Raw genomic sequence first — 25,069 nt, 5'->3', positions numbered from 1 at the left:
TTAAGCGATATTTTTCAAAAGCCGCCTCGGATCAAACTGGGGCGGCTTTTCTTTTGCTCGTCAAGTCTTTGCGTAAACTCATGGAAGGACTTCTTTAATCCGGTGAATATATACCTTGGGAGAAATTGCATCAACCATGCCCCGTTTTTTACTCCCTGTTTTCCTGATTTTATTTGGCTTTGGCCTGAAAGCAAATCATCAGCTCACTGCTTTGGTAGGTTATCGGGTAGATAGTACCGGCAGGGTTGTATTTCGCATTCATCATTATATTGAAAGCGTTGGAAGCTTCCCAATTAATGCTGGGAATCTCAGTCTGGCCGGACCCATATCGGTTCTGCTCCCTTATGATAGTGCCAGCAGTAAAATTCTTTACCTGGATTCTTGCGGTTTTAGCGTTTATGATTTGGTCTTTGAAAGCAATCCCGTTGATCTTAGTAATACCGCACCAGGACCGCAGGGTTATTATGAGTTTACCTTTCAAGGATTGGCGGTAGCCCTCAACAACACCACCAACCTATTCGCCTCCCTCAGTTTAAGAATTTACCCCAGCCTCGACCCTTTTACGGGTGATTGGGTGGTTCACCCCGCCGGAACAATTAGCAGTTTGAAACACCCCTGGTTGCATCTTCAAAAACCGGGTCAGCGAAATTACTTGCCCATCGGAGTGTATTCTCCGGGACCGATGGTAGATTCTGTAATTACGGAGCCCAGCAATTTCCCAAATAACCACCCTTTTAACAATGGCTATAATCTCTTTACTCCCTTGCCTGATAGCACTGAAGATCCGAATAGCGGCGCCAATCTTTATTCTTTTCAATTACCAGGATGGTCTTATGAAGTATTCGATAATCCCAATAGCAGCCAAACCGGAAAATACGCCTGCCCGGTGGAGCTCAACTATTACAGCGGTGGTCAGATTTATGCCTCCCAAAGTTCTTGGGGACATCTTTTTCTTCTAGACACCGCCGCTGCAGCCAGCCCTCCTATAATTGGCCTGGAGCATAATCAGACCTACATTCCTATTACCGGAAACAATTATGTTGACACCTTCGACCTTACGGTAGGTGATAGCATTGAATTGGAAATAAGCAGTTTGCTCTTTTCGGGTGATTCCACCAGCTGGACCATTATTCGCAATGACTTTGATCCCGGCATTCGTCCTTTTAATCAAAATCCTGCCTTAATTCCGGGCCAATTGATTAGCCTGAATACGGGTGGAGGCTTAAGTAGCGGCACTCCCAATCAATTAAAATTTACCTGGAAACCCCAAGCAGCGAATTACAGTTTCGGACCTCGAGAAGGCCGTTTGCTACTGCGCACCGAAGCCCGGGATTGTTACCTAGAGGGCAGCAGCACTATTAACCTTTTAATTCGCCTTAATCCCACCAACGGCATATACAGCAATAATTTTTTGGCAATAGACAGCCTGAAGCTTTGCGGTAATGAGAGCCAAAAAATCCGTTTGGCTTATACCAGTAATCCCCAGAAATCGGTGTATTGGTCCCCGGCTCAAAACATTGTTGCCGCAGATAGCCTTAACAATTTTCACCCCGATGTACAGGCCAGTCAATCCGGATGGTTGTACTTACGTGATAGCCTAAATGGTCAAAAGCTGGATTCCATTTACATTCTGGTACACGATCCGGCTCAAAGCCATATTCGTTTGCAAAACAGCAATGGTTTCATCAATCTATTAGACTCTACCAATTTTGAGACCCGCTGGTTCGCCAATGGACTAGCCGCGATTCCCGATGCCAGTCAGGATCATTTGGATATCCGTGGAAGCGCTACCTACTGGACAGAACTCGATCCTGGTATAAACTGCCTATATCATAGTGACACTCTGCGAGTACTACCCAATGCTATATGGGGATCTAACCTGCATCCCATGCAATGGCAAAGCCTAAACCAACATAATAGCCAAGCCCTCTATACCGACAGCCTCTACCGTTTAGACTTCACCATTAGTGAAGGTCGGAGCTTGCGAGAATTAACGGTTTGGGGATTGCATCCTGACCTTACGAATAGCGGGCAAATGAAAGTTTGGCTTTATGAAAACAGTCAGCTGCTTTGGCATGACAGCCTACAGGTGGTGGGCACTATGGCTTTGGTTTTTCAAGATTCAGTGCGGCTCGAGGCCGGAAAGGACTACAGCATAATCCTTCAAAAAACGGGAAGATTAAACTTTGATATGAAATGGTCTTCCCTCAGCAATTGGGATGTACAAGCCTTGAACTTTAAAAGCAAGCGCAAGCAATCCGCAGCGGGCAGCGCAGGTTGGTCGGCCAGCAAACGTTTCTTTGGTTTTGGGATGAAATTCGATACCAATATTGGACTAGAAGAATGGGCAAGCATTCAAAAATTGCAGGTATATCCAAATCCCAGCAATGGAAAAGTGATGATTATTGGAGATGATCGTTTAAAGGAAAAAACACTGCAAATCTTCGATATGCAAGGACGATTATTACTGCAGCAAAAACCCCTTGCTAAGGAACTAGTACTTCAATTGGAGGGCTGGGAGCCTGGTTTGTACCGCATCGTTTGGGGCACAGCCACAGAGGCTTTGCAAGTACAATAGTCCAGTTCTGCACCAAATTAGCATTCCCAAAAATCCATTAGAGGAGTTTCTTCCTTTTTGCTATCTTAAACCCCATGCGAGGATTGCTCATTTTTGTCGCTTTGCTCTTTTTGAACACAGCCTGTGATCAGGGGAAAATTGGCTCTTCGCGAAACCGTGGTCCAAAGGCTGAATTAAGCGGCCCTACTCTGGAACGCGACCTAGCAGAGATTCAAGCTGACGGAAAATTAAAAGCCATAATGGTGTACAGTAGCACCACCTATTTCCTGTATCGGGGGGAGGCAATGGGCTACGAATATGAACTTTTGAAACGCCTGGCCCAAGATTTAGGCTTGGAGCTGGAAATCGTTCTGGCCAATAATATAGATGAGGTTTTTGATATGCTCAATCGAGGTGAAGGCGACATCATTGCCTATGGCCTCACCATTACGGAAGACCGTAAAAAGCTGATCAACTTTACCGATTACCTCTACACTACTCATCAAGCTCTGGTTCAGCGCAAGCCTCGCAACTGGCGTAGGTTGAGTCGAGACCAAATTGATCGCAAACTGGTACGAGATGTAATAGACTTGATTGGAGACACAGTACATGTGCACCGCCGCTCCTCTTACTATGAGCGCATGCTTCACCTGCAGGAAGAGTTGGGTGGTAAAATCAATATCGACACCATTATTGGTGATTATAATATTGAGGATGTAATTAAAATGGTAGTGGATGGCAAAATCAAATATGCCATTGCTGATTATAATGTGGCTTCCATCAATCAAACCTTTTATCCCATTTTAGATGTAGAAACGCCAGTTAGCTTTTCGCAACGAATTGCCTGGGGTTTACGTTCCAATTCACCAGAGCTGGAAAACGAGGTAAACCGATGGATTCAAGGCATGCGCAAAAATGGCACCTATGCCTTTATCTATAAGAAGTACTACGTTCATAAGAAGTCCTATAAACGTCGGGTGCAGAGCGAGTTCTACAGTAAGAATAGTGGACAGATCAGCAAATACGATGATTTGATTCGCCGTGCGGCAGATAGCCTGAGCTGGGATTGGCGACTATTAGCCTCGCAGGTATATCAGGAATCGCGCTTCGACCCCCAATCCGAATCCTGGGCCGGAGCAGGCGGTCTCATGCAAATTATGCCGGGTACGGCCACCGATCTGGGCATTGACAACACCTATGATCCTGAGCAAAACCTAATGGCCGCGGCTGACTATTTGAAAGACATCTTCGATAAGTTCGAAAACATCCCCGATACTATCCAGAGGATCAAATTTACCATGGCGGCCTATAACTGTGGTTATGGTCATTTACTGGATGCACAAAGACTGGCAGCTCAAGCGGGATTGGATTCCCTACAATTTGATGATGCCACCGCAATATGGCTGCGCAAAATGGGCCAGTATAAAGTGTATTCAAATCCCATCGTTCGTTACGGACCCGTGCGCGGTGAGGAGCCCTTCCGCTATGTGCGCGATATCTTCTTACGCTATGCCCATTATCGCCAATTAATTCCGGCAATGCCTAGCGATAGCCTTGTGAGCTCTGCCGAGCCGCGGTAATTTTGCCGCATGAAGGAGCTAATCAGCATTTCAGGAGAAGAACTCTGGCTTTTACCCGAGAGAGCCATCTACTGGCCTGATCAACGGCGGCTGTTTATTGCTGATACCCATTTCGGGAAAATCAGTCATTTTCGAAAAAACGGAATCAAACTACCTGAAGAAGCAGCGAAGGAAAACCTCCTTCGTTTAGAACGACTGCTCTATGCCACCCAGGCAAAAGAGGTTTACTTTTTGGGCGATCTCTTTCATTCGGAACTCAATCAAGAATGGCTGGGCTTTAAGCAGGTAATTGCGTTGTTCCCTTCCACCGAATTCCATTTGATTGGCGGCAATCACGATATTTTGGATGAGATGAGCTATTACCGGGCTCGACTTAAATACCATCCAGAGGGATTAAAATTGGGACCCTTTTTCCTCAGCCATGAACCCCTGGAAGAATTTGAGGGCTATAATCTTTGTGGGCATATCCATCCCGGAGTACGCTTAAAAGGAGCCGGTCGTCAAAGTTTACGATTGGCCTGTTATTTTTTTAGCCCCAATCAAGGAATCTTGCCGGCTTTTGGAGAGTTCACAGGCACTTTCAACCTGAAGGTAAAAAAGGAAGATCGGGTTTTTGTGATTGCTGAAAATCGGGTAATTCAAATCAACTAAAGGAATTTTTGCCAGATGCTTCGGCAATCATTCAAATAGGAAGTCCCGAATAAATTCAAGTGTACTAGCAAGGGATATAATTGATGGTAAGGAATGCGCTCCCGCCATCCTCGCTCCAGGGGGTAGCTTTCTTCATAGGCCTGAAATACATTGGCCGAAAAGCCCCCAAAGAGTTTCATCATGGCTAGGTCCATTTCGCGATGCCCATTATATACCGCGGGGTCTATTAATACCGGAATTCCACCAGCCATGCAATAGGCATTGCCCGACCATAAATCACCATGAATAAAAGCCGGCTTTTCCTTGGGCACTAGATGGGGATAGGCCTTCACAAAAGCTTCGGAGCCCTTGAGGTCCTTGGCCTCCAAATGACCCGCATCAAAGGCTTTTTGCACCATAAATAGAATACGATGCTCGGCGTAAAAATCGGCCCAATCCTCACTCTGATGATTTAGCTGATCTAATTTCCCGATATAATTAGGGCGATGCCATCCAAAATTTTCTTGGGCTTGAGCATGCATTTGCGCTAGTCCCTCACCTAAGGCGAAATCGTATTCATCGCTCTTAAAGCCTGGCTCAATGAACTGTAAAAGCAAATAGGCATTTTGCTCCCATTCGCCCAAGGCCAATACTTCCGGCACCTTAAGTGGGCTATGCTTTTTCAAGGCTTTCAAACCATCGGCTTCCGCCTGAAAGAAATCCAATATTGCCCCTTCCTGAAATTTCAGAAAAGCAGAGCCTCCTTCATGAAAATTAACCTGATAAGCAGCATTGATATCGCCTCCCGAAAGGGCTTGCAAATCACGAATCGGGCCACGACCCAACTGTTCTGTAAGCTGATTAAGAAATAACTCGGAGTTTACCATTACGGGCATCTTCCTCCATATAAACTAAGAGACCTTGCCATTTGCTTAGGGCTTCCTTCAGCATTTTAGCATTAAAGGGCTTGGGAATAAAATCATTCATTCCCGCCTCAATACAACGCTTTTGATCGGCTACCTCAGCATTGGCCGTTACGGCAATAATAATAGGTCGCTGCGCTTGGTCTTTGATAATTCTGCGCGTGGCCTCAATACCATCCATCTTGGGCATTTGCACATCCATAAAGATGATATGGTAATTGTTGGTGATGGCCATTTCCCAGGCCTCCAATCCGTTATTGGCCAGTTCTACCTCATAACCCAGGGTTTTCATAATCATCACCAGCAGTTTCTGGTTAATGGGATTATCCTCGGCATATAGAATTTTAAGGCCTTCAATCTTTTTGGTTTTCTGCTCTTCCTTCAGCTCCTCGGCATGCTTAGTGAGGTTTAGGCGCGGGGTTTTCAAAACGAAGTCGGCCCGAACCGTAGTTCCTTTGCCTTCCTCACTATCAATCCACATCTCGCCATCCATCATCTCAATGATATTGGCTGCAATGGTTAAGCCTAGACCAGTACCTCCGTGCTTACGGGTATTCCCCTCATCACCTTGATTAAAGGCCTGAACTACCTTATTGAGTTCTTCGGGTTTTATACCAATTCCGGTATCCGTTACCTTCATGTGAAGCTTCACGCGATTAGCCTCCACACTTTCCATGCGCAGGTCGAAGCCAATAATACCCTTCTGGGTAAACTTAACTGCATTACCTACAATATGGTAAATCACCTGACCTAAGCGCTCTGGATCGCCGGCTAATTCATCTGGAATATTATCATCGTAGCTCAGCTTAAAGTTTACGGTGCTCGATAAATTATCGGTACCCGCTTGCTCCAAGGCGCGATCTACTACTTCTTTAAGATTGAACTTCCGCGATTCTAGTTTCAATTCTCCCGAATCGATGGCCGAGAAGTTCAGCAAGTCCATTAATAGATTGTTGAGCTGCTCGCTGTTCTTGCGAATGGTCTCCAGTTTAGCTTGCTGATCCGGCTCCAATTTGGTTTTGGAAAGGAAATCCGTCATCCCCATGATGGCATTCATCGGAGTGCGTAATTCATGACTCACGGAATTCATAAAGTTGCGCTGCGAAACCATAGCTGTTTCACTTTGGGAAATATGCATGCGCATATTGTAGCCAAAGCGCTGACTTAAGGCGATGGTCTGACTTACCACAAATACCAAATACAGGAAGAAGGAGAAGAAAAGATGATTTACGCCAAATCCGAAGAAGGCTGACATCTTTAAGACCATCACCAAAATAAGAGAACCAACGGCTATGGAGGTAAACCAGCTCATGGTATGGCTCCAACGAATGGCCCGTAAATAAAACACCGTGGTGGCTACCAAGGCCAGGGCGATGAAGATCAAATAATAATCAACAAAGGCGGTAAAGTTCTGTGGCGGCAAAAGGACTGATATTGCTAAGAGGCCGGAAACAATGCCAATGGTGTGGAAGATCCATTCCGGAGCCCGACGAGCAATTAAATTCTTATAGAAATAGGTAAAGAATATGACGCTAACATAGAGACTGAGATACTCCAATCGAATTGCCACATGCCATGAAAGTCCTTGGAACACCTCATGCGAAATATAGGTGTCGGTACCAATAATGCGATAGATATAACTCAAGGCAAAGAGTCCGAAAAAGAGAAAGGCGAAATCGTTTTTCTGGAAGTAGTAAACAATCAATGAGAATACCGCTGCAATTAGAAGCGTACCTGCAATGAAGAGGGAACCGGCCACGGCCATATTCTTAAAGAAGAAAAAGCGACTGGAAGGCCCGATTGCCATAGCGGCCACCGATCCACCTTTGTGATGATGGAAATTGGAAACCTGAAGCACCAAGCGATTTGATCCTTTTTTCAATTTGATTGCGACCACCTTGGGTAACCAATAAGGTTCGGCGTCGGCAATATTATCGGCTACCTTTCCATTTTGAGAAATCTCCTCACCATTTAAGTAGAGCGCATAAGAACTGTAGAATTCAGGTACCCGGATAGCCAATTTATCGCTGGCGCGGGAGGAATAAATATTCAGTTCGTAAGTAGCGTAACCCTTAGCGTGGTAATTATCCTTTTCGGTAGGTAAATCGGACCAAGGCTTGAGGATGTCAACATAAACCGGACGGCTTTCCATATCGGCCTTACCTTCTGGATTTATTAATTCCTTCCAGTAAAAGCGCCATTTACCATCTAAAACCAGGTCCTCTTCGTCGTTGTAGAAGTTTTCATTGAGCGAGATCTCACCATTAAGCACCGAATTTGCCTCCAAGCGACTCAGCCAGGGCACAAATAGGAGTAATATGATGATGAAATACCTTCTCATTTTTGTAAACTGATTCAAGGGAACAAGGCTTGAACCAAAATGTTCAATTAACTGACCCTCAATATACTTAAACTAAAGACAGCTTAGTCATTCTTCCCATCCAAAGATGCATTTTCTCAAAATGGGAATAATCAATAAGCTGTCCCTATATGGGAAGGAAAATTGCGAAATAGTGGCGAATAGCCCAAATCATTCACATCTAAAATCTACACTTTAATCACCTAATAAGTTGAAATTTTACGACTTATAGTGTTCAATTTTGGGAAGGAATCTGGAACCATAATCTGCTGCGATGTATCACTCAAGGCCAGCATAAATTGTTTCAAAGCGCTTATCTCTTGTTCTGATAATTCCAAGGAATCCGCTGGTAAGGTTTGATGCTCCAATGGAATTCCCATTCCGGCCGCTCCGCCCTGATTATAAAAGTCCAGCACCGACTCCAAATCCGGGTAAGCACCATTATGAAAATAAGGCGCGGTAAACTCCACATTGCGCAGGCCTGGGGTTTTAAAGGAGTTCTTAAAAAAGGGAGCCTCGTCCTGCACCACGCCCGCCCCAAAGCGACCTAAATCACTATCCAATTTCTTATTATCTGGGCTTTCAAATACGCCCAGAACCTCACTTTCATTTTCCATGTAAAGAGGCGGCACCAAACCACTGAAGGTGGGCACAAAATGGCAAGTAGCACAAGCAGCCTTACCCATAAAGAGATTTAAACCGGTAATTTCAGCTTCACTTAGGTCTTCTGATTCGGAACGCAAATAACGATCTACGCGCGAATCATAGGATTGCAGCTGACTTAAAAAGGCCATGATCGCTTTGGATAAGGAATAGCGATTTATGCGACCCTGCTGTTCTGGAAAGGCTTCTTTAAAAAGGTTTTGATATTCTTCACTTTCTTCCAAACGACGGAATATGCGACGGTAATCCGAGTCAAATTCCTGAGCGCTAAAAATTACATGCTCCATCTGTGTTTCCATGCGATCGGCCCGCAGATCGTGAAAGAACTTTTCGGCATAGAGCGCATTGTAAAGCCCGGGGGCATTACGACTAAGCGTTCCTCCTCCCTTGGCTACACTTTTAGGCAAGCCATCGCTATAGGCCTTATCGGGATGATGACAAGAGGCACAGGAACGATCTAAATCACCACTTAAAACCGGATCAAAAAAGAGCAGGCGCCCTAATTTCTTTTGATATTCAAATGCCTCCTCCTTCGGCTTTAAGCCGGTATAATAAGACAGGTTTAAAAAGTCTCCACTAAAAAGGTGTCGACTTTCATAATTCACGGGTAATTCACCTCTGTACACCTCAGCTGCCGTTTCATAAGCCAAATGATGATGCAAATCGAGTAAGGCTCCATACAAGGGTTCAATTACTTCCCGAATAAATTCCGCGCGATCGAATGTTTCAAAATCGCCTTGATCCAATAAGCGCTGACCTATGTCCCATTTCGCTTCGATCTCTTTTTTCAATTCTGGCGCATCGGCATAAGCCAAATACAATTTTGCATAGTCTCCCATCGACTGCCACACCTGCGCTGATTCTCGTAAGGCCTCATCGCTGGCCGGAGTATCAAAACCGGTAATTCCCATGGCGGTAATGCGCACCAATCCCTGGCGCAAAGCTTCAAATACCTGACGATCGCTAAAATTCTGAACCTTGGAAAAGCGCTGCACCTGACCTACTTGATATTCCAGATCCTTGGCCAATTTCTTTAGGGCGGGCAAATCTAGGGGGGCTTCATAGAGCAATTCCTCCATGCGCTGCAAACCTTTGGGCTCTACCACAACCAAGCGAGGAGCATTACGCTCGGTTTTGGGGAGCGGGGCGCCATTGATAAAGTCCTTCACATCCTGAGGTTGCAAGTAATCGAGCATAAACTCAATCTTCTTAAAGCTCATTCGCAGGGATTTAAATTCGGCCTTAAGCTTCATCTCGTCCCAATCCTCCGAATTCAAACTTTGCTTAAAGCTCTCACTTTGCTCATGAAAAGCTTTAAGGTCCTCTACATAGCGGGATTTAATCTCTTGAACCGGACTTTCGGTTGATCGAAAAGCGGTGAATACAGCAAATAGCAAAAGCAGGGAAAAGAAGGCTATAACAAGCTTGCGCATCTTGAATTTCTTAAAGCAAGAAAAGGGGAGCTTTCACCCCCCTCTTCTTTGGAATTGGTAATTCTTACTTAACCAAAAGTTTTTGAGTCACACCCGCAGCATTCTGGATATAGTATACACCAGGCTGTAAGTGAGAAATATCGATGTTCTTAACGTTGCGGTACACGTTCATGCGCTTGCCACTCACATTGTAGATAGCTACATCGCTCAACTCATTGAAGTATAGGGTACGAGTAGCTGGGTTAGGATAAACCTGGAAAGCATCTCCTTCGAAAGCATCCTCAGGTAAACCAATGGTTACTTGATCCCAACCAGTGATAGCAACAGTCATAGAGTTATTGAAAGGGAATGGGTTTCCACCGTCAGGGTGCTGACTGTTGAAAAGGATGGTTTTGCCATCAGTAGTGCTGGTAGCACCAGTGATCTCAGCACCCACAGGCACTACAGCGATACGGTGTAAATCATTCAAGGTAGGATTGCTGATGCTCATATCCAACATGAATAATTCGCAGGTACGGTTACCAATACCAGCAGGAGTACGACCTTTAGAAGTACCGTTTAAGTCTTCGCAGATCAACATGTAGTTTTTACCGTTAACGGTGATTTTATTCAATCCGTCAGGGTTAGAAAGGTGCTTGTCTGGATAAGAAGATACCGCAGGATCCACAGAGAAATAAGGACCACCTTCTACAAATACTGAAGTTTGCTCAGTTGCAGGATCGTACATCAATACACGACCGTAGTAATCCCAATATTGAGAGCTGTCAGGAGTAATAGTTTTACCGAATTCAGCACTCTGATCCATAGCGCGTTGCATGTGATGAGGAGCATACACACATCCAGCCGCAGCTGCACCACTCCAGGCACCAGCAGGGTTATCACGACCGGTTTCAGTCATATACACCTTACCGTCGATTTCAACAACCCACTCTAAGCGGTTAAACATGGTAGCACCCGCCATAACAGCATTGGTGTTGAAGTTTAACATATTGCTGAAATTGCTGTTGTCGATTTCAACCCACTTGCTACCAGTAGCATCGTGCTTGTACACATAGGTTTTTCCAGTGGTGAAATCACCAGCATTGTCGGCAACGAATTTGGTAAAGAAACCAGGAGTGTTATCTGCTCCTAAGTAAACAGTTTTGTTATCGGGCATAACACATCCACCTTCAAAAGGCTGACGACCCCAGTTGTATTGCTTGCGAATAGCTACTGCCTGGCGAGGATCGATCTCTACCATGTAGTTGTAGTTCTCGTACTTTTTAATAGTCTCTCCATTGTATCCTGGGAAACCATTAGCGGCAGCATAAGTAGAAGTTCCGGTACCGATAGTGAAGTCACCAGTGTCGCGGTCTGCCAAATCAGCATTAGAACCTCTCCACCACTCTTCAGCAGTCCAGATACGTCCGTCAGGACCAGTAATACCACCACAGTTCATTCCGGTTTCACCTACGGTGTTTGCAAAATCAACTGCGAAGAATTTACCTTGACGACCGTCATTTAAAGTTTGATCTACTACGATTAAAGAATCGGTGGCGGCATCACGACGTACTTTAAATACAGTCATTCCACCACCATCACCAATCTTATCATTTTGGATCACCATTTCGTGGTTTACCGAAATCCAACCAAGGTCAGTTCCGTTATTATCTGGCGTAAAGCCGATGAAATCGTGCCATTGCTTAGCCAAAGCAGTATCCGCAGGATTACCGTAAGTAGGAGTAGTTTGCACTACGTGGTGGCCACCAATAAAAAGGTATTGGGTAATTAAAGGAGAGGCCGGTACCTGAATGGTAGTAGGCTCCCAGTTGGTTACATCAATCTCAGGAGAGAAAGTTTGGGCTTGCGCCGAAAGGCCAGCCGCAATAATTCCCGCGCTTAGTAATAGTTTTTTCATAATCGTAATTCAATAGTGTTTGGATTCGATCGCAAAAATGCCCGCGGGACTTTAGCTTATTTCATCGCCAGTCTTAAGAATATGTAATCAATCCAGGCCCCTCTTAACTTTCGAGGAACTTGGGCTTAAAATTGGGCGGAAGGCCACTGACTCATTTTCCCGCCTTCAAAAAGCTAAACATTTGTTAACTAAGCTCCGAGATAAAACCGAAAGGTTATCCCTACGTTAGGAACTTGAAATTATATTTGGAAGCGAAGAAATCAGCGCAATGTCAAATCTTGCTTTTAAGTCTTTATACACCTGAATAGCAGCTTATTCAAAGGGGTGAATTTAACAAGGCTTTAACGCCTGAAAAGTCGACAAACTAGCAATTTCGCATGCGGTCCAAAATCAGGACCTTAAACGCTGACCGATTTAAACATTTGAACCGAGTGATGGAAACAAGTCAAAGTGCCACGGATATTCGTGCCTTGAACGAAAAGATTGAAAAGGAAAGCGCCTTTATCGATCTGCTAATGATGGAAGTAAACAAGTCCATTATTGGCCAAAAGCAAATGTTGGAACGCCTGCTGATTGCCCTTTTAGGAAATGGGCATATTCTTTTAGAAGGAGTTCCGGGACTGGCCAAAACCCTGGCCATTAAATCGCTGGCCGAGGCCATTGATGCTAAATACAGCCGGGTACAATTTACCCCCGACTTGCTGCCCAGCGATGTGATGGGTACCCAGATTTACAATATTCAGAAAAACGAGTTTGCGATTAAGCAAGGACCGGTTTTCGCCAATTTCGTTTTAGCGGATGAGATTAACCGGGCCCCGGCCAAGGTGCAAAGTGCCTTGCTCGAAGCCATGCAGGAGCGCCAGGTTACCATTGGCGAAACCAGCTTTAAATTGCCCGATCCCTTTTTGGTATTAGCCACCCAAAACCCGGTAGAGCAAGAAGGAACTTATCCCCTGCCCGAAGCACAGAGCGACCGTTTTATGCTCAAGACCGTAATCACCTATCCCAAAATGGAAGAGGAACAATTGATTATGCGTCAGAATTTGAGCGGTGGCGCCCAGCCAATTCAAAAAGTAGTGTCACTGGAAACCATCCAAAAAGCCCGCACCATGGTGCGCGAGGTTTATATGGATGAAAAAATTGAGCGCTATATCCTCGATATCATTTTCGCTACCCGTAAGCCCGAAGATTATCGCTTACCATCCTTGAAGCCCTTAATCGAATTTGGCGCTTCACCACGGGGTAGCATCGCATTGGCCAATGCCGCCAAGGTTTATGCCTTTATTAAGCGCAGAGGTTATGTAATCCCCGAAGATGTTCGGGCGGTAGTACTGGATGTATTGCGCCACCGCATTGGTATTACTTATGAGGCTGAGGCCGAAAACGTAAGCAGCGAAGACCTTATCAGCCAAATTGTAGATCAGATCGAAGTACCGTAAATCCCGGCCGATCGCATGGAAACGCAAAAACTCTTACAAAAGGTTCGGCGCATTGAGATTAAAACTCGGCGCTTGAGCAATCACATCTTTTCCGGGGAGTACCACAGCTCCTTTAAAGGAAGGGGTATGGCCTTTAGTGAGGTGCGCCGCTATGAGTTTGGCGATGATATTCGCGCTATCGATTGGAATGTTACCGCTAAACTCAATGAGCCTTATATCAAGGTTTTCGAAGAAGAGCGGGAGCTTACGCTGATGTTATTGGTAGACCTGAGCGGATCGGAAAACTTTGGTTCCCGCCAGCAATTAAAACGGGAGATGATCACGGAGATTTGCGCCACCCTGGCCTTTTCTGCCATTCAGAATAATGATAAGGTGGGCGTGATCTTCTTTAGCGATACGGTAGAAAAATTTATTCCGCCAGGTAAAGGGAAATCCCATATCCTGCGCATTATCCGCGAGCTAATCGAGTTTAAGCCCAGCAGCAATAAAACCAATATTGCTGAGGCTTTGCGCTTTTTCAGTGCTTTCCAAAAACGCCGCGCCATTGCCTTCGTTCTAAGCGATTTTATGGATAGCCGTTACCGCGATGCCCTTAAAATTGCCAGTCGCAAGCACGACCTTACCGGGATCCGCATCTACGATCCCCGCGAGGAGGATTTACCTAATATTGGCCTTTTACCTATGCGCGATCCCGAAAGTGGAAAAACCCATTGGATTAATACCTCATCTTCCAAATTGCGCAAGCAGATGAAAATGCGTTTTCTGGAATTTGAACGCTATTACCGCGAAAGCTTTCTACGCAGTGGGGCCGGTGATATCTCCATCCGGATTGATCATTCCTACCCTGCCGCTTTATTGGGATACTTCAAAAAACGCAGTCGATGAAAAGCCGAATTTTAGCCTTCATCCTGCTTTTAAGCAGTAGTGCCTTTGCCCAGCTTAGCTTTAAGGCCGAGGTGGATACCAATCAAATTAAATTGGGAGAGCCCATTCAATTAGAGCTCTCTGCCAAAGTTCCTAAAGCAGCTGAATACACTTGGCCCTTATTCGAATCCGGTCAAAATGGGATTGAGATTATCGAAAGTGGAAAATTAGACAGCCTTATCGAGGGGGATTGGATTCAATTGCATCAAACATTTACCCTCACCTCCTTCGATAGTGGTGAAGTGGAAATTCCGGCGTTGGAGCTATCCGTAGAAAACGAAGAAGTACAGCGTAGTTCGCCCATCGCCATTTTGGTTTATTTCCCGGAAATTAAGGCGGAGCAAGATTATTTCGATATCAAGGCACCCCGAGAAATCCCTTTCAATTACTGGCTCCTGGTCTATTGGGGACTTGGTGCGGCAGGACTAGCGGCCTTAATTTATTACCTCTGGAAATTTTGGCAAAAGCGCAAAAACCAGGATGAAAAGCAGGTGGAGGAAATTCAAATTCCACCTATTGAATGGGCTTTGGAAGAACTCAATAAACTGGAAGCTAGAGGCCTCTGGCAAAATGGAAAAGCAAAGGCCTATTTCAGTGAATTAGATGAAATCCTCAAGATATTCCTGGAGCGCAAATTTGGTCTCAAGGCCTTGGAGTCTACTGCTGAGGAATTGATTGTAAAGATCAAGCCGCTCTGCAAGGAAGATAGACATTTCAATAATCTGAAGAACAGTCTGCGCTTAAGCGCGATGGTGAAATTTGCCCGTCAACAAAGCTTGCCGGAAGAAAATGTACAGGCCTTGGAAGCGGTGCGCGATTTTGTAAACAGTCAGGAAGCCCCAAAATTGGAAGCCGATGTTTGATTACGAATTTCAAAATCCCGAATTCCTTTGGCTGCTCTGCCTCTTGCCTGTTTTAGGCTTTTGGTATTATTGGCGGCGCAAGGATAGCCATCCGGAAATACGCTTTCCCGAAGCTTCCTTTTTAGCCCAGTCGAAATTTAATCGTGGAGCCCTACTCTATGCTTTGCCCTGGGTGTTGCGAATTTTCAGCATTGCCCTGCTCATCGTCGCTATGGCCCGCCCACGGAATACCGAGGAGAATAACCGCAGTCGCAGTAGTGAGGGTATCGACATAGTGATGGCCCTAGATGTTTCGCCCTCTATGCTGGCCCAAGATCTTAAGCCCAATCGGCTAGAAGCCACTAAAAAAGTAAGCACGGAATTTATCGACGGACGTCCCAATGACCGTATTGGCCTAGTGGTTTATGCGGCAGAGAGCATGACTCAAATGCCTCTGACTTCCGATCATGCCCTGCTCAAAAACAGCCTGAATGATTTACGCTACGGCTTCCTGGCTAATGGAACCGCCATCGGCATGGGTTTGGCCACCACCATCAATCGATTAAAAGACAGCAAGGCGCAAAGTAAAGTAGCCATATTATTAACCGACGGCGAGAATAATGCCGGAGAAATTGAACCCCTATCTGCTGCCGACTGGGCCAAAGAATTTAATATCCGCGTTTATACAATCGGGGTGGGCACCAATGGAATGGCCAAAACGCCGGTTCAGCAAGATGGTAGAGGCGGCTTCTTTTATGAGCGCATGCCGGTTAAGATTGATGAAGCTTTATTAAAAGAAATCGCCAATCGCACTGGTGGCAAGTACTTCCGGGCAACCGACAATAAAAAATTGGATGCCATTTATAAGGAGATCGACTCTCTTGAAAAAACCAAATTGAAGGAAATCCGCTTCTATACCTACGAAGAGAAATTTGGTCTCTTTGCCCTCTCGGCCTTAGGGCTTTTCCTACTGGAGATTCTATTGCGTTACACCCTCTTAAAGAGCTTTGTATAATGTATCGATTAGAGGAACCCACATATTTCTACCTGCTCCTCTTGATACCCCTAATGTTGGTGGTATACAGCCTCTATTTGGCTTGGCGCCGAAGAGCCCAAAAGGCATTTGGTGATAAAGAGCTATTGGAAAAACTCAGTCCTGAGCGCAGTCAGAATAAGCCTAGCTTAAAATTCATCATTTACCTTACGGTGATTGCTCTCATCAGCATGGCCTTGGTAAATCCGCAGATTGGCAGCCGCATGGAAAAGGTGCAGCGCGAAGGTCTGGATCTAGTTTTTGCTATTGATGTGAGCAAGAGTATGCTTTGCGAAGATGTGCAACCCAATCGATTGGACCGTGCCAAACTGCTGATATCCCGCACGGTAGATGAATTGGTAAGCGACCGCATTGGCATTATCACCTATGCTGGTCATGCCTACCCACAATTACCCATCACCACCGATTACAATGCGGCCAAGCTCTTTTTGCAGAATATTAATACCGACCTCATCCCCTCTCAGGGAACAGCTATTAGCGATGCAATCGATTTATCGACCCGCTTTTTTAATGATGAAGAGCAGCCCAATCGCTTATTGGTAATCCTTTCCGATGGTGAAGATCATGAAGAGGGAATAGATGATGTAATCAGCAAGGCCTTGGATAAGAACATTCAGATTTATACCATTGGTTTTGGAACCGAAAGAGGTGGCCCCATACCTATAAAACAAGGTGGAAACATTACAAGCTATAAAAAGGATCAAAACGGAGAAACTGTCATTACCAAGCTCAATTCTAGTCTTCTCAAGCGAATTGCCGCTGAAGGAGATGGAAAATATTTTTCCGGAAATCGAAGCAAGGCCGCGGTGGACTTCTTAATGGAGGAAATGATGAAGATGGAGAAATCCGAGTTTGAAAGTGAATTGTATGCGGATTATGAAGATCAGTTTCAATGGCTATTAGCCCCGGCTCTCCTGCTTTTAATTTTGGATGTCTTCATCCTCGAAAGAAAAACCCAATGGTTTAAGAACCTAAATTTATTCGATCGTCATGAAGAACTTTAGTTTGATTTTAGGCATATTATTGAGCATCGGCTTACAAGCCCAGGAGGTTCGTAAGCAGATTAAAGAAGGGAATAAGGCTTTCACCGCTAAGGCCTATGATGAGGCAGAAATCAAATACCGCGAGGCTGCGGCTCTGGCAGAAGAGAAGGACCTCTCTGTAAGTCAATATAATTTGGGTGATGCCCTCTACAAACAAGAGCGATATCAAGAAGCGATTGAAGCTTTCGAGCTCAGCTTGGCCCGTACTGAAGATCCAGCCCAGAAAGCCGAAATCTATCACAATCTGGGGAACTCGTACCTTAAAAATGAGCAAATAAAAGAGGCTATCCAGGCCTATAAAAACGCTTTAAAGCATAATCCTGCGGATGAAGAAACCCGCTATAATCTGGCTAAGGCCCTAGCTGAACAGAAGAAACAGCAAAAGCAGCAAAAACAAAAAGGCGATTCCAATCAAGAGGACAAGCAGGATCAAGATCAAAAAAAGGAGGATCAGGAGAAAGACCAGAATTCCAATTCGCCACAAAATCAAGATCAGCAGAAATCCGATCAGGAGAAACAGGATAAGGATCAGAAGGGCGAGAATTCGGATGATCAAAAATCTCAGGAGCCCCAAAATCAGGAAGGTCAAAACCCTAAGGATCAAGAAAAGCAGGGCGAGGATTCCCAGCAAAATCCTCAAGATCAAAAGCAAGAGCAACAAAAGCAGGAGCCCCAAAAAGGCGGCACTCCGGGCAAAGAATCCCAAGCCGAAAACCAAGCCGCTCAGGCGGAGAAAGAGGCTGCCCAGCAGAGTCGCAAGAACATTGAACGTTTACTAGAGGCCTTGCAAAGAGCCGAGCTTGAAACGCAGGCCCGCCTCCAGCGTAAGAAGATGAAAGCCAAACCCAATCCCGGATCAAAAGACTGGTAATGAAAACTTGGATTTATCTCATAGCATTTAGTTTGCAATTAGGCTGGCTTCCCGCTCAGGTGAGTTTTCGGGCGGAAGTAGATCGCACGGAAGTAAATCAAGGGCAGCAATTCCAGGTCAATTTTGTGATCAATCAAGAAGGCCGTGGATTTCAAGCGCCCTCCTTCGAAGGCTTTCGGGTTTTAGGCGGACCAGCAACTTCCATCAGTTCTTCCATTGATAATAGTGGGGTGCGCTATTCCCTCACCTACACCTATTATCTTAGGGCTGATCAAATAGGGGAACATATCATTGGGCCGGCTAAAATTCAGGTGAAGGGTAAGAGCTACCAAACGCAAAACCTGAAAATAAAGGTGGTGGAAACCAAGCGTACTCAAAGTTCCACCGAACCTGAATTGGCCTTTATAAAACCCTATGCCAATAAAACCACCGTTTATGTGGGTGAACCCCTGATGGTGGCCAACCGCATTTACATCCGCAAGCAATTGCAAACCGGTCGTTTCAATTTCGAAGAAACGCCCAAATTCGAAGGTTTTTACAAGGAGAAGATTCAACGGAACAATCTCAACGAAAAGCTGGAATACATCAATAACTTGGCTTATGTCACCGCCAATATTGATGAGGAAGTAATCATTCCGCAAAAAGCCGGCAGCTTCGATTTGGGCTCATCCACCATAAGCCTTCCCGTGCGGGTAAATACCGGAAAAAGAGATTATTTCGGCTTCCCTTTAAGCACGACCAAAGAATTAAGCTTGCAGGCCAATTACCCCAAAATCACGGTTAAACCGCTGCCCGATAAAGGTCGGCCCCAAAACTTCAGTGGTGCGGTGGGCGACTTTAGTATTAAATCACAGGTAAGCAGCACCGAAATCAATATGGATGGCAGCATCAGCTATACCATTCGCATTGAAGGAAAGGGCAATATCAAATTTGTGGAATTGCCGGAAATTGAGTTCCCCTCTGCCTTTGAGGTCTTCGATCCCGAGATTAAAGAAAGTAGCAGCGTTAATGCCCGAGGCATGAGCGGCTATAAAGAAATTGAATACTTGCTGGTTCCTCGTTATGGCGGCAGCTACAAAATTGAACCTATCGTTTTCAATTATTTCGACCCCAAGCAAGAGCGTTATGTACAATTGGAAACCGAGGCTTTTGAAGTGAACATTAAGGGGGGTAAAGCGGCACCCAATAGTTCAAAATCTCCCTTGGCGGGTGAAAGTACCAGTGATGCGGTGGATTTCTTGAATAAGGACATCCTCTTTATCAAAACCAAGGCTTCGAACTGGCATAATCCCAATGAACAATTTTTAGGTTCGGGCTCTTTCTGGGGCTGGTTATTGAGTTTAGTCTCCTTAGGACTTTCACTTATCGCCATTTGGTGGCGCAAAAAAGCGGAGTTTACTAATCGGGATAGCCTTCGTAAACAGCGGGCAGGGAAAGCGGCTTTAAAGAAATTGCGCAAAGCTCAGGAAGCTCTAAAAGCCAATGATGCGGAGCTCTTTTACCAGGAATTGGAAACGGCCATTATCGGCTTCTTCAGCGATAAATTTGATCGAGGTGTTAGCGGCTTAAGCAAAGAATACTTGCAAGAGCGTTTGAGCAAAGCCCAGGTTTTGGAGAGCGATATCAAAGCCCTTTTGGAGCTTTTGGAAAAATCCGAAATGGCCCGTTTCACCGGTTTAAAACTGGAAGCCGCCGCCCAGGATTACGATCGTGCCATTGAAGTACTCACCGAAATCGAAAAGCAGTTATGAGAAAATTCCTTTTCATCGGAGTGATATTGATTCAGGCCTTGCCCATATTGGCCAGCAATGCCCTTTTTGAGCAAGCCAATAAGGCCTATCAAGAAGAAGACTTTTTAAAAGCGGTAGAGCTCTACGATAGCATTGCCGCCCAAGGAGAAGTAAGTGCGGCCCTCTATTATAATTTGGGCAATGCGCATTATGAAAACGGCGCCCTGGCCAAAGCCATTCTCAATTATGAGCGTGCCCTACGCTTGGATCCTAAAGACGAAGAAATTCAGCATAATCTGGCCCTGGCCAAAAGCAAGCGCATCGACCGTTTTGAAGAGATGCCCCAAAATCTCTTTAAAGCTTTTCGACTGAGTGTTTTACAATTGTTCCAGCCAGATAATTGGGCGCGTTTAGCCCTGGGATTTTTAGCCCTGGCTTTGGCCGGATTGGCCCTTTACCTCTTTAGTTCCTATGGCCGAATTGGTTTTGTAAGCCTGCTCGGCGGAAGCCTGCTCAGCCTGTTCAGCTTAATTATGGCCTATAGCCATCAGCATTATCGCGAAGAGCATCCGGGACTCATCATTATGTCTGACTCAGCCTATGTGAAAAGCGGACCGGGCTCGGAGGCCGAAGACCTATTCATCTTGCATGCCGGCACCAAAGGAGAGCAATTAGACCATTTTGAAGGTTGGACCAAATTGCGACTGATCGACGGAAAAATCGGTTGGTTACCGGATGAGGATATTGAGCAAATCCCTTAAATCCCGGGTACCGAAATCCCTCTGAGGTTGCGATACAATTCCAGGGCATAATTGTCGGTCATGCCGCTTACAAAATCCAGAATGCACATCACCTTTTCATAGGGTCGATCCTCTTCCTCAAATTGAAATTGATTGGGAATTAAAGCCAGTACTTTTTGATGTCGTTTTTGACGATCATCCTTAGCCAAGAGAGCTGCTTCTACAAAATCCTCAATCAGGCCGCTCATAATTTTGAATCCCGCCAATTCGATTTTCATCACACTATCGTGATTGTAAATCCGACCGATGGATTTCTTTTCAATCTGCTTCAGCGCATTTTGATAGGGCTTAAGGCTATCCAATAAGGAAGTACTGAAATCGCCCTTAAGAATCACTTCCTGATTAGCTAAAAACGCATCGGCGCAAGCCTGTACCAAAGCATTAATCACCTTGGCTCTTAAATAGGCCACCGACTCATTTTTATCCTCGCGCAGGTTTTCCAGATTCCGACCTAAGCGGCTCATATCCGTATTAGGATCCTGCTCCAGTACCCGCATAAAATCGTCCTTCACCTCCTCAAAGCTGAGGATGCCCAAGCGATGTGCGTCTTCATAGTCGATAATGCTATAGCATATATCATCGGCCGCCTCAACCAAGTACACAAAAGGATGCCGACGATAGGCCAAGGGTTTCTCGCTATCCAAAGCTAAGGGGAACTCCCTCACAATGGCCTCAAAAACCTCTTGATCATCTTGAAAGAAACCATACTTACTGCGATGCTTGCCCTTCTTTTTATCGCGAGCCAGGCTTTCGCAAGGATATTTTAAGATGCTGGCCAAAGTGGTGTAGGTCATTTGCAAACCACCTTTCATGCGGCCTTTAAATTGCCGACTGAGCAAACGCAAAGCATTGGCATTGCCTTCAAAATGAGTAAGGTCTTCCCATTCGCCGGCGGTAAATGCAGCCCTAAAACCTTTGTCCTGCTCGCGATCGAGGAAATATTTGGAAATGGCTTCTTCACCCGAATGCCCAAAAGCGGGGTTCCCTAAATCGTGGGCCAGGCAGGCCGCGGAAACCACGGACTTTAATTGGTTGCGGTAAAAATCGCGGGCCTTTTCGTCCTCTTTTAGAGCGGGCAAATTGGCTAGCTTTTCCCCAACTATCATCCCCAAAGAACGCCCCACGCTAACCACTTCCAGAGAGTGGGTAAGGCGATTATGCACAAAAACCCGCTCCGGCAATGGGAACACCTGGGTCTTGTTTTGCAAGCGCCTAAAGGCGGATGAGAAAATAATACGGTCGTAGTCCCTTTCGTAAACCGATCGCGCATCTTCGGGCATACGATCGTCGCCAAAACGGCGCGGGCTGTAGCAATTTTTCCAGCTCAATTCCATGGCTTAAAGGTCGGGAGCTTTTTGTTATCGGCAAATTTTCCAGCCCTTTGAAATCAGATCAAGAAATGCTTCTTAGCTTTGATTAAAGCCTAAGCATGAAAAAGTATCAAACCTTATACGTTGCCGCTTCCCGCCAGCACGTGGGAAAAACTACCTCAACCCTGGGTCTGGCCTATTGCCTGCAACGCCTGGGGATTGATATTGGCTACTGTAAGCCGGTAGGGCAACAGTTTGTAGACCTCAATGACCTGAAGGTTGATAAGGACACCATATTATTCTCGGATCTCATTCAATTTGACCTCCATCCCGAAATTCACAGTCCGGTAATTTTAGGATCAGGAGCCACCACCGATTTTATCGATCACCCCGAAAACTTCAATTACGAGGAGAAAATCCTCAAGGCCAAAGTGGCTTTGGAAAGTCGTAAAGAGCTTACCATTCATGAGGGTACCGGACATCCTGGTGTAGGCTCAGTGGTAAACCTCAGCAATGCCAAGGTGGCCAAAATGCTGGATGCCCAGGTAATCTTTATTGCCGAAGGGGGCGTGGGTTCTACCATCGACATGATTAATATGTGTATCTCCCTTTTCCGGGAGGAAGGTGTGCCCATTTTAGGGGTCATAGTAAATAAGGTGCGGGAGGAAAAAATTGATAAGATTCGCCCCTACATCGAAAAATGGCTTAATACGCAGGGCATTCCCTTATTGGGGATGGTGCCTTATGATCGCACTTTGGCCTGGCCGGTAATGAGCACGGTGTGCAAGGCTATTAATGGTACGGTGCGCTCCAATTCGCATGCCTTACGCAATAAGGTTGCGGATGTATTAGCCGGAACGGTATTGGATCGTACTAAGCTCGAAAAGCGCGATAATCTTTTATTGGTAGTAGGCACCCACCGCCTGGATGAAACCCTGGGTAAGATTTTACACATTAATGCCGAGCTAGCAATTGAAGAATGGCCTTTGAGCGGCATTATAGTTTGTGGCGAAGGAGAAATCAGCAGCGAAACCCAACGGGCCATCGACTATTACCAAACGCCTTTAATTCATACTGATTTGGATACCTATGGTGTGGTATTAAAGGTGAGTCGGATTGAAGTGAAGATTAACCGCGATACCCCTTGGAAGATTAAGCGCGCAATTGATCTGATTGAGCAGAATGTAGATTTGGATTACATCAAAAAGAAAATTTCCTAAAAAAGTAGGAAAACGAATTTTCTCCTATATTTGCCCTCCCAAATTTCGGGGCATTAGCTCAGCTGGCTAGAGCGCTACACTGGCAGTGTAGAGGTCATCGGTTCGACTCCGATATGCTCCACAAGGAAAAACCTCAACATCTTTAATTAAAGACGTTGAGGTTTTCTTTTAGGTACTTCGTGCAACCAATGCACAACATTTATATTTCTCTTATCTTTTAAATTATCAGATTACTACCTATCTAAACCAAATAGATATTGTAAAACAATCTCAATTATAAATTTTTAATGAATGAGCGTGGATCTACAACAGGTAGAATAAAAAAATCTTTATATATAGTTGGTCCAGATTCTACCGCCAATAAAGCCCGGGCGTGGGAATAGGCCAATGCATAAATTTGTACTATAAAATCATCAGGAAGGTCATACATGTCTTTTTCTTCTTCCTTGGTTAACTCTAGACCTTTTACTTTGAATACAGTTCTTCCAATGTGATGAATTAATACTTCACCTTTTTTGCTAGTCCTAAAAGTAGTTTCTATGTCAATTACTATTTCTTCCTGTTCAAGATTAATCTTCATTCCAGCACCAACACTGTATTCAAAACTTTCATCAATCGATTTCAAATCCTGAAAAGCACTTTCACCTAGATCCTCAAACGAAAATTTAATCGTATTGATTTTGTGGACTTTATACTCTAGCCTCACACCTTCTTTACTCATATGCCTCTGCGAATTCAAATGTTTGTTCAGTATTTAATTGAACAACCTTTCCTCCTTGACCTATGAATTTTGAATAGTTATTATTCTCATCCATAGATACCTGGAAATGTAGGACTACTGAATTATCTAATTCCTTCTCTAAATATTCATTTTGATCTATAAGAGAGAAGAATGGGACTTTCCCTAGTTTTAAAGAAATCTCAATTAACTTGTCGATGGTAAAGTTAATTTCCCCATCGTTGAGTATTTGAGAAACTCTACCATCAGAAATATTCAAATACTGTGCGAGGTCTTTTTGTTTCATGCCATTATCGCGCATGTAACGAACTAATGTGTCATAGACTTCTCCATTAACTGCTTCTAACCAATAAGACTTGGAGAGCAACATTTTTCTCCGTATTCTATTCTTGGCTTTCATAATAGGCTCGTATTAAGTTCTTAGCCCTTTTGATATCCCTATTCTGCTTAGTCTTCGCACCTCCAGTGATAATAACTCTTCCCTTATTTTCTTCATGCATAAGGTAAATCCTGATAGATCCCTTCTTTGCCTCATACAGTTTATATGGAAGTTTTTTATCTATTATTGAGCGAAACTTTTTTTTCGGAAGTAATTTCCTGTTTGACGTGTCTTCGATAATTCTCAACGCTCCGAATAAATCATCAACTAGATTTCCGTCTTCATTGACCTTATCATAGAATAATTCAAACAGATTTTCTCCATTCTTACAGAGTTCGAAGACCTGGATCTTAGTGTTAGGATCAACATTCTGGGACAAAATTAAGGAAAATTCGCTCAAAAGTTTAGTTATAGCTAAAGTTTAAGGTGAAATTACCTTAAACTATGAAATTTCTAGTAAAACTTATTAACTCACCCTCCTCCAAATCAGCATCCCTATATTAAAGGAACTGGAAATAACACTATTACATCTCTTTAAAAAGAAAATTTAAAAAAAAAGTTACAATGCATAGGGAGGCTACAAGTATGTTTATCACTAAACATTTTGTTAAAGTTATAAAAATGAAGCAATTTATCAGACTACCTAACTGTCAAGCTTCAGTACTTTTCATTTTCA

At 44.7% G+C, this 25,069-nt stretch carries 20 protein-coding genes and 1 tRNA gene; 13 read left to right on the top strand and 8 right to left on the bottom strand.

The window, feature by feature from the left end; all coding sequences use genetic code 11:
- Positions 1 to 136: 136 nt before the first annotated feature.
- The 3 genes from H4K34_RS09460 to pdeM all read left to right on the top strand — a co-directional run bounded on the left by H4K34_RS09460 (position 137) and on the right by pdeM (position 4,788).
- Positions 137 to 2,578 carry a T9SS type A sorting domain-containing protein gene (locus tag H4K34_RS09460; RefSeq protein WP_210757180.1) on the top strand — a complete coding sequence of 814 codons (2,442 nt, stop codon included), beginning with the start codon at positions 137 to 139 and terminating at the stop codon, positions 2,576 to 2,578.
- 74 nt (positions 2,579 to 2,652) lie between these two features.
- Complete coding sequence (locus H4K34_RS09455; protein ID WP_210757179.1) at positions 2,653 to 4,137, top strand: MltF family protein; 1,485 nt, start codon at positions 2,653 to 2,655, stop codon at positions 4,135 to 4,137.
- 9 nt (positions 4,138 to 4,146) lie between these two features.
- Positions 4,147 to 4,788 carry a ligase-associated DNA damage response endonuclease PdeM gene (pdeM, locus tag H4K34_RS09450; RefSeq protein WP_210757178.1) on the top strand — a complete coding sequence of 214 codons (642 nt, stop codon included), beginning with the start codon at positions 4,147 to 4,149 and terminating at the stop codon, positions 4,786 to 4,788.
- Here pdeM and H4K34_RS09445 read toward each other — a convergent pair.
- The 4 genes from H4K34_RS09445 to H4K34_RS09430 form a co-directional block, all read right to left on the bottom strand.
- Positions 4,785 to 5,654, bottom strand: coding sequence for a fructosamine kinase family protein (locus H4K34_RS09445; protein WP_210757177.1), 870 nt, complete (start codon positions 5,652 to 5,654; stop codon positions 4,785 to 4,787). The two genes, pdeM and H4K34_RS09445, sit on opposite strands and share 4 nt — an antisense overlap.
- A complete protein-coding gene (locus tag H4K34_RS09440; RefSeq protein ID WP_210757176.1) occupies positions 5,629 to 8,031 on the bottom strand; it encodes a response regulator in 2,403 nt (800 codons plus the stop codon). The genes H4K34_RS09445 and H4K34_RS09440 overlap by 26 nt, the downstream gene beginning before the upstream one ends.
- A 221-nt stretch (positions 8,032 to 8,252) precedes the next feature.
- A complete protein-coding gene (locus tag H4K34_RS09435; protein ID WP_210757175.1) occupies positions 8,253 to 10,145 on the bottom strand; it encodes a cytochrome-c peroxidase in 1,893 nt (630 codons plus the stop codon).
- A 64-nt stretch (positions 10,146 to 10,209) separates the two neighbouring features.
- Complete coding sequence (locus tag H4K34_RS09430; RefSeq protein WP_246452085.1) at positions 10,210 to 12,042, bottom strand: alkaline phosphatase PhoX; 1,833 nt, start codon at positions 12,040 to 12,042, stop codon at positions 10,210 to 10,212.
- Positions 12,043 to 12,476: 434 nt separating this feature from the next.
- On the opposite strand from H4K34_RS09430, the gene H4K34_RS09425 reads away from it, so the two are divergent.
- Genes H4K34_RS09425 through H4K34_RS09390 form a run of 8 tightly spaced genes read left to right on the top strand, consistent with a single transcriptional unit; the run spans position 12,477 to position 20,706 of the window.
- On the top strand, positions 12,477 to 13,481 hold the full coding sequence (locus tag H4K34_RS09425) for an AAA family ATPase (protein WP_210757174.1): 1,005 nt from the start codon (positions 12,477 to 12,479) through the stop codon (positions 13,479 to 13,481).
- A 15-nt stretch (positions 13,482 to 13,496) separates the two neighbouring features.
- Complete coding sequence (locus H4K34_RS09420) at positions 13,497 to 14,366, top strand: DUF58 domain-containing protein (protein ID WP_210757173.1); 870 nt, start codon at positions 13,497 to 13,499, stop codon at positions 14,364 to 14,366.
- On the top strand, positions 14,363 to 15,268 hold the full coding sequence (locus H4K34_RS09415) for a BatD family protein (protein WP_210757172.1): 906 nt from the start codon (positions 14,363 to 14,365) through the stop codon (positions 15,266 to 15,268). Before H4K34_RS09420 ends, H4K34_RS09415 begins: the two co-directional genes overlap by 4 nt.
- Complete coding sequence (locus tag H4K34_RS09410; protein WP_210757171.1) at positions 15,261 to 16,262, top strand: vWA domain-containing protein; 1,002 nt, start codon at positions 15,261 to 15,263, stop codon at positions 16,260 to 16,262. Before H4K34_RS09415 ends, H4K34_RS09410 begins: the two co-directional genes overlap by 8 nt.
- A complete protein-coding gene (locus H4K34_RS09405; protein ID WP_210757170.1) occupies positions 16,262 to 17,305 on the top strand; it encodes a VWA domain-containing protein in 1,044 nt (347 codons plus the stop codon). The genes H4K34_RS09410 and H4K34_RS09405 overlap by 1 nt, the downstream gene beginning before the upstream one ends.
- The gene (locus H4K34_RS09400) at positions 17,292 to 18,215 is read left to right on the top strand and encodes a tetratricopeptide repeat protein (protein WP_210757169.1); all 924 of its coding nucleotides are present in this window, start codon (positions 17,292 to 17,294) and stop codon (positions 18,213 to 18,215) included. Before H4K34_RS09405 ends, H4K34_RS09400 begins: the two co-directional genes overlap by 14 nt.
- Positions 18,215 to 19,966 carry a BatD family protein gene (locus H4K34_RS09395; RefSeq protein ID WP_210757168.1) on the top strand — a complete coding sequence of 584 codons (1,752 nt, stop codon included), beginning with the start codon at positions 18,215 to 18,217 and terminating at the stop codon, positions 19,964 to 19,966. Before H4K34_RS09400 ends, H4K34_RS09395 begins: the two co-directional genes overlap by 1 nt.
- Positions 19,963 to 20,706, top strand: coding sequence for a tetratricopeptide repeat protein (locus H4K34_RS09390; RefSeq protein ID WP_210757167.1), 744 nt, complete (start codon positions 19,963 to 19,965; stop codon positions 20,704 to 20,706). Before H4K34_RS09395 ends, H4K34_RS09390 begins: the two co-directional genes overlap by 4 nt.
- Here H4K34_RS09390 and dgt read toward each other — a convergent pair.
- Complete coding sequence (gene dgt, locus H4K34_RS09385) at positions 20,703 to 22,079, bottom strand: dGTP triphosphohydrolase (RefSeq protein ID WP_210757166.1); 1,377 nt, start codon at positions 22,077 to 22,079, stop codon at positions 20,703 to 20,705. The two genes, H4K34_RS09390 and dgt, sit on opposite strands and share 4 nt — an antisense overlap.
- 95 nt (positions 22,080 to 22,174) lie before the next feature.
- On the opposite strand from dgt, the gene H4K34_RS09380 reads away from it, so the two are divergent.
- Positions 22,175 to 23,275, top strand: coding sequence for an AAA family ATPase (locus H4K34_RS09380; RefSeq protein WP_210757165.1), 1,101 nt, complete (start codon positions 22,175 to 22,177; stop codon positions 23,273 to 23,275).
- Positions 23,276 to 23,322: 47 nt separating this feature from the next.
- Positions 23,323 to 23,396 (top strand) — tRNA-Ala (locus H4K34_RS09375).
- A 153-nt stretch (positions 23,397 to 23,549) separates the two neighbouring features.
- On the opposite strand, the gene H4K34_RS09370 is transcribed toward H4K34_RS09375, so the two are convergent.
- From H4K34_RS09370 to H4K34_RS09360, 3 genes are read right to left on the bottom strand one after another with little or no spacing between them, the layout of a single operon-like run.
- Entirely contained in the window at positions 23,550 to 23,996 is a 447-nt protein-coding gene (locus tag H4K34_RS09370; protein WP_210757164.1) for a hypothetical protein, read from the bottom strand.
- Positions 23,989 to 24,414, bottom strand: a complete 426-nt coding sequence (locus H4K34_RS09365; RefSeq protein WP_210757163.1) for a helix-turn-helix domain-containing protein — start codon at positions 24,412 to 24,414, stop codon at positions 23,989 to 23,991. The genes H4K34_RS09370 and H4K34_RS09365 overlap by 8 nt, the downstream gene beginning before the upstream one ends.
- The gene (locus tag H4K34_RS09360; RefSeq protein WP_210757162.1) at positions 24,398 to 24,793 is read right to left on the bottom strand and encodes a type II toxin-antitoxin system RelE/ParE family toxin; all 396 of its coding nucleotides are present in this window, start codon (positions 24,791 to 24,793) and stop codon (positions 24,398 to 24,400) included. The genes H4K34_RS09365 and H4K34_RS09360 overlap by 17 nt, the downstream gene beginning before the upstream one ends.
- Between the last annotated feature and the right edge of the window lie 276 nt (positions 24,794 to 25,069).

Origin of the sequence: Croceimicrobium hydrocarbonivorans (genome assembly GCF_014524565.1) — a bacterium.
In the GTDB taxonomy this organism is placed as follows: Bacteria; Bacteroidota; Bacteroidia; order Flavobacteriales; family Schleiferiaceae; genus Croceimicrobium; species Croceimicrobium hydrocarbonivorans.
The sequence above is the reverse complement of the archived record's forward strand: the minus strand, read 5'-3'. Positions and strand labels throughout refer to the sequence as shown.

Excerpts from the sequence above, each read along its gene's own strand:
- H4K34_RS09460 (WP_210757180.1), top strand. The coding sequence starts at position 137 with ATGCCCCGTTTTTTACTCCCTGTTTTCCTGATTTTATTTGGCTTTGGC.
- H4K34_RS09455 (WP_210757179.1), top strand. The coding sequence starts at position 2,653 with ATGCGAGGATTGCTCATTTTTGTCGCTTTGCTCTTTTTGAACACAGCC.
- pdeM (WP_210757178.1), top strand. The coding sequence starts at position 4,147 with ATGAAGGAGCTAATCAGCATTTCAGGAGAAGAACTCTGGCTTTTACCC.
- H4K34_RS09445 (WP_210757177.1), bottom strand. The coding sequence starts at position 5,654 with ATGGTAAACTCCGAGTTATTTCTTAATCAGCTTACAGAACAGTTGGGT.
- H4K34_RS09440 (WP_210757176.1), bottom strand. The coding sequence starts at position 8,031 with ATGAGAAGGTATTTCATCATCATATTACTCCTATTTGTGCCCTGGCTG.
- H4K34_RS09435 (WP_210757175.1), bottom strand. The coding sequence starts at position 10,145 with ATGCGCAAGCTTGTTATAGCCTTCTTTTCCCTGCTTTTGCTATTTGCT.
- H4K34_RS09430 (WP_246452085.1), bottom strand. The coding sequence starts at position 12,042 with ATGAAAAAACTATTACTAAGCGCGGGAATTATTGCGGCTGGCCTTTCG.
- H4K34_RS09425 (WP_210757174.1), top strand. The coding sequence starts at position 12,477 with ATGGAAACAAGTCAAAGTGCCACGGATATTCGTGCCTTGAACGAAAAG.
- H4K34_RS09420 (WP_210757173.1), top strand. The coding sequence starts at position 13,497 with ATGGAAACGCAAAAACTCTTACAAAAGGTTCGGCGCATTGAGATTAAA.
- H4K34_RS09415 (WP_210757172.1), top strand. The coding sequence starts at position 14,363 with ATGAAAAGCCGAATTTTAGCCTTCATCCTGCTTTTAAGCAGTAGTGCC.
- H4K34_RS09410 (WP_210757171.1), top strand. The coding sequence starts at position 15,261 with ATGTTTGATTACGAATTTCAAAATCCCGAATTCCTTTGGCTGCTCTGC.
- H4K34_RS09405 (WP_210757170.1), top strand. The coding sequence starts at position 16,262 with ATGTATCGATTAGAGGAACCCACATATTTCTACCTGCTCCTCTTGATA.
- H4K34_RS09400 (WP_210757169.1), top strand. The coding sequence starts at position 17,292 with ATGAAGAACTTTAGTTTGATTTTAGGCATATTATTGAGCATCGGCTTA.
- H4K34_RS09395 (WP_210757168.1), top strand. The coding sequence starts at position 18,215 with ATGAAAACTTGGATTTATCTCATAGCATTTAGTTTGCAATTAGGCTGG.
- H4K34_RS09390 (WP_210757167.1), top strand. The coding sequence starts at position 19,963 with ATGAGAAAATTCCTTTTCATCGGAGTGATATTGATTCAGGCCTTGCCC.
- dgt (WP_210757166.1), bottom strand. The coding sequence starts at position 22,079 with ATGGAATTGAGCTGGAAAAATTGCTACAGCCCGCGCCGTTTTGGCGAC.
- H4K34_RS09380 (WP_210757165.1), top strand. The coding sequence starts at position 22,175 with ATGAAAAAGTATCAAACCTTATACGTTGCCGCTTCCCGCCAGCACGTG.
- H4K34_RS09370 (WP_210757164.1), bottom strand. The coding sequence starts at position 23,996 with ATGAGTAAAGAAGGTGTGAGGCTAGAGTATAAAGTCCACAAAATCAAT.
- H4K34_RS09365 (WP_210757163.1), bottom strand. The coding sequence starts at position 24,414 with ATGAAAGCCAAGAATAGAATACGGAGAAAAATGTTGCTCTCCAAGTCT.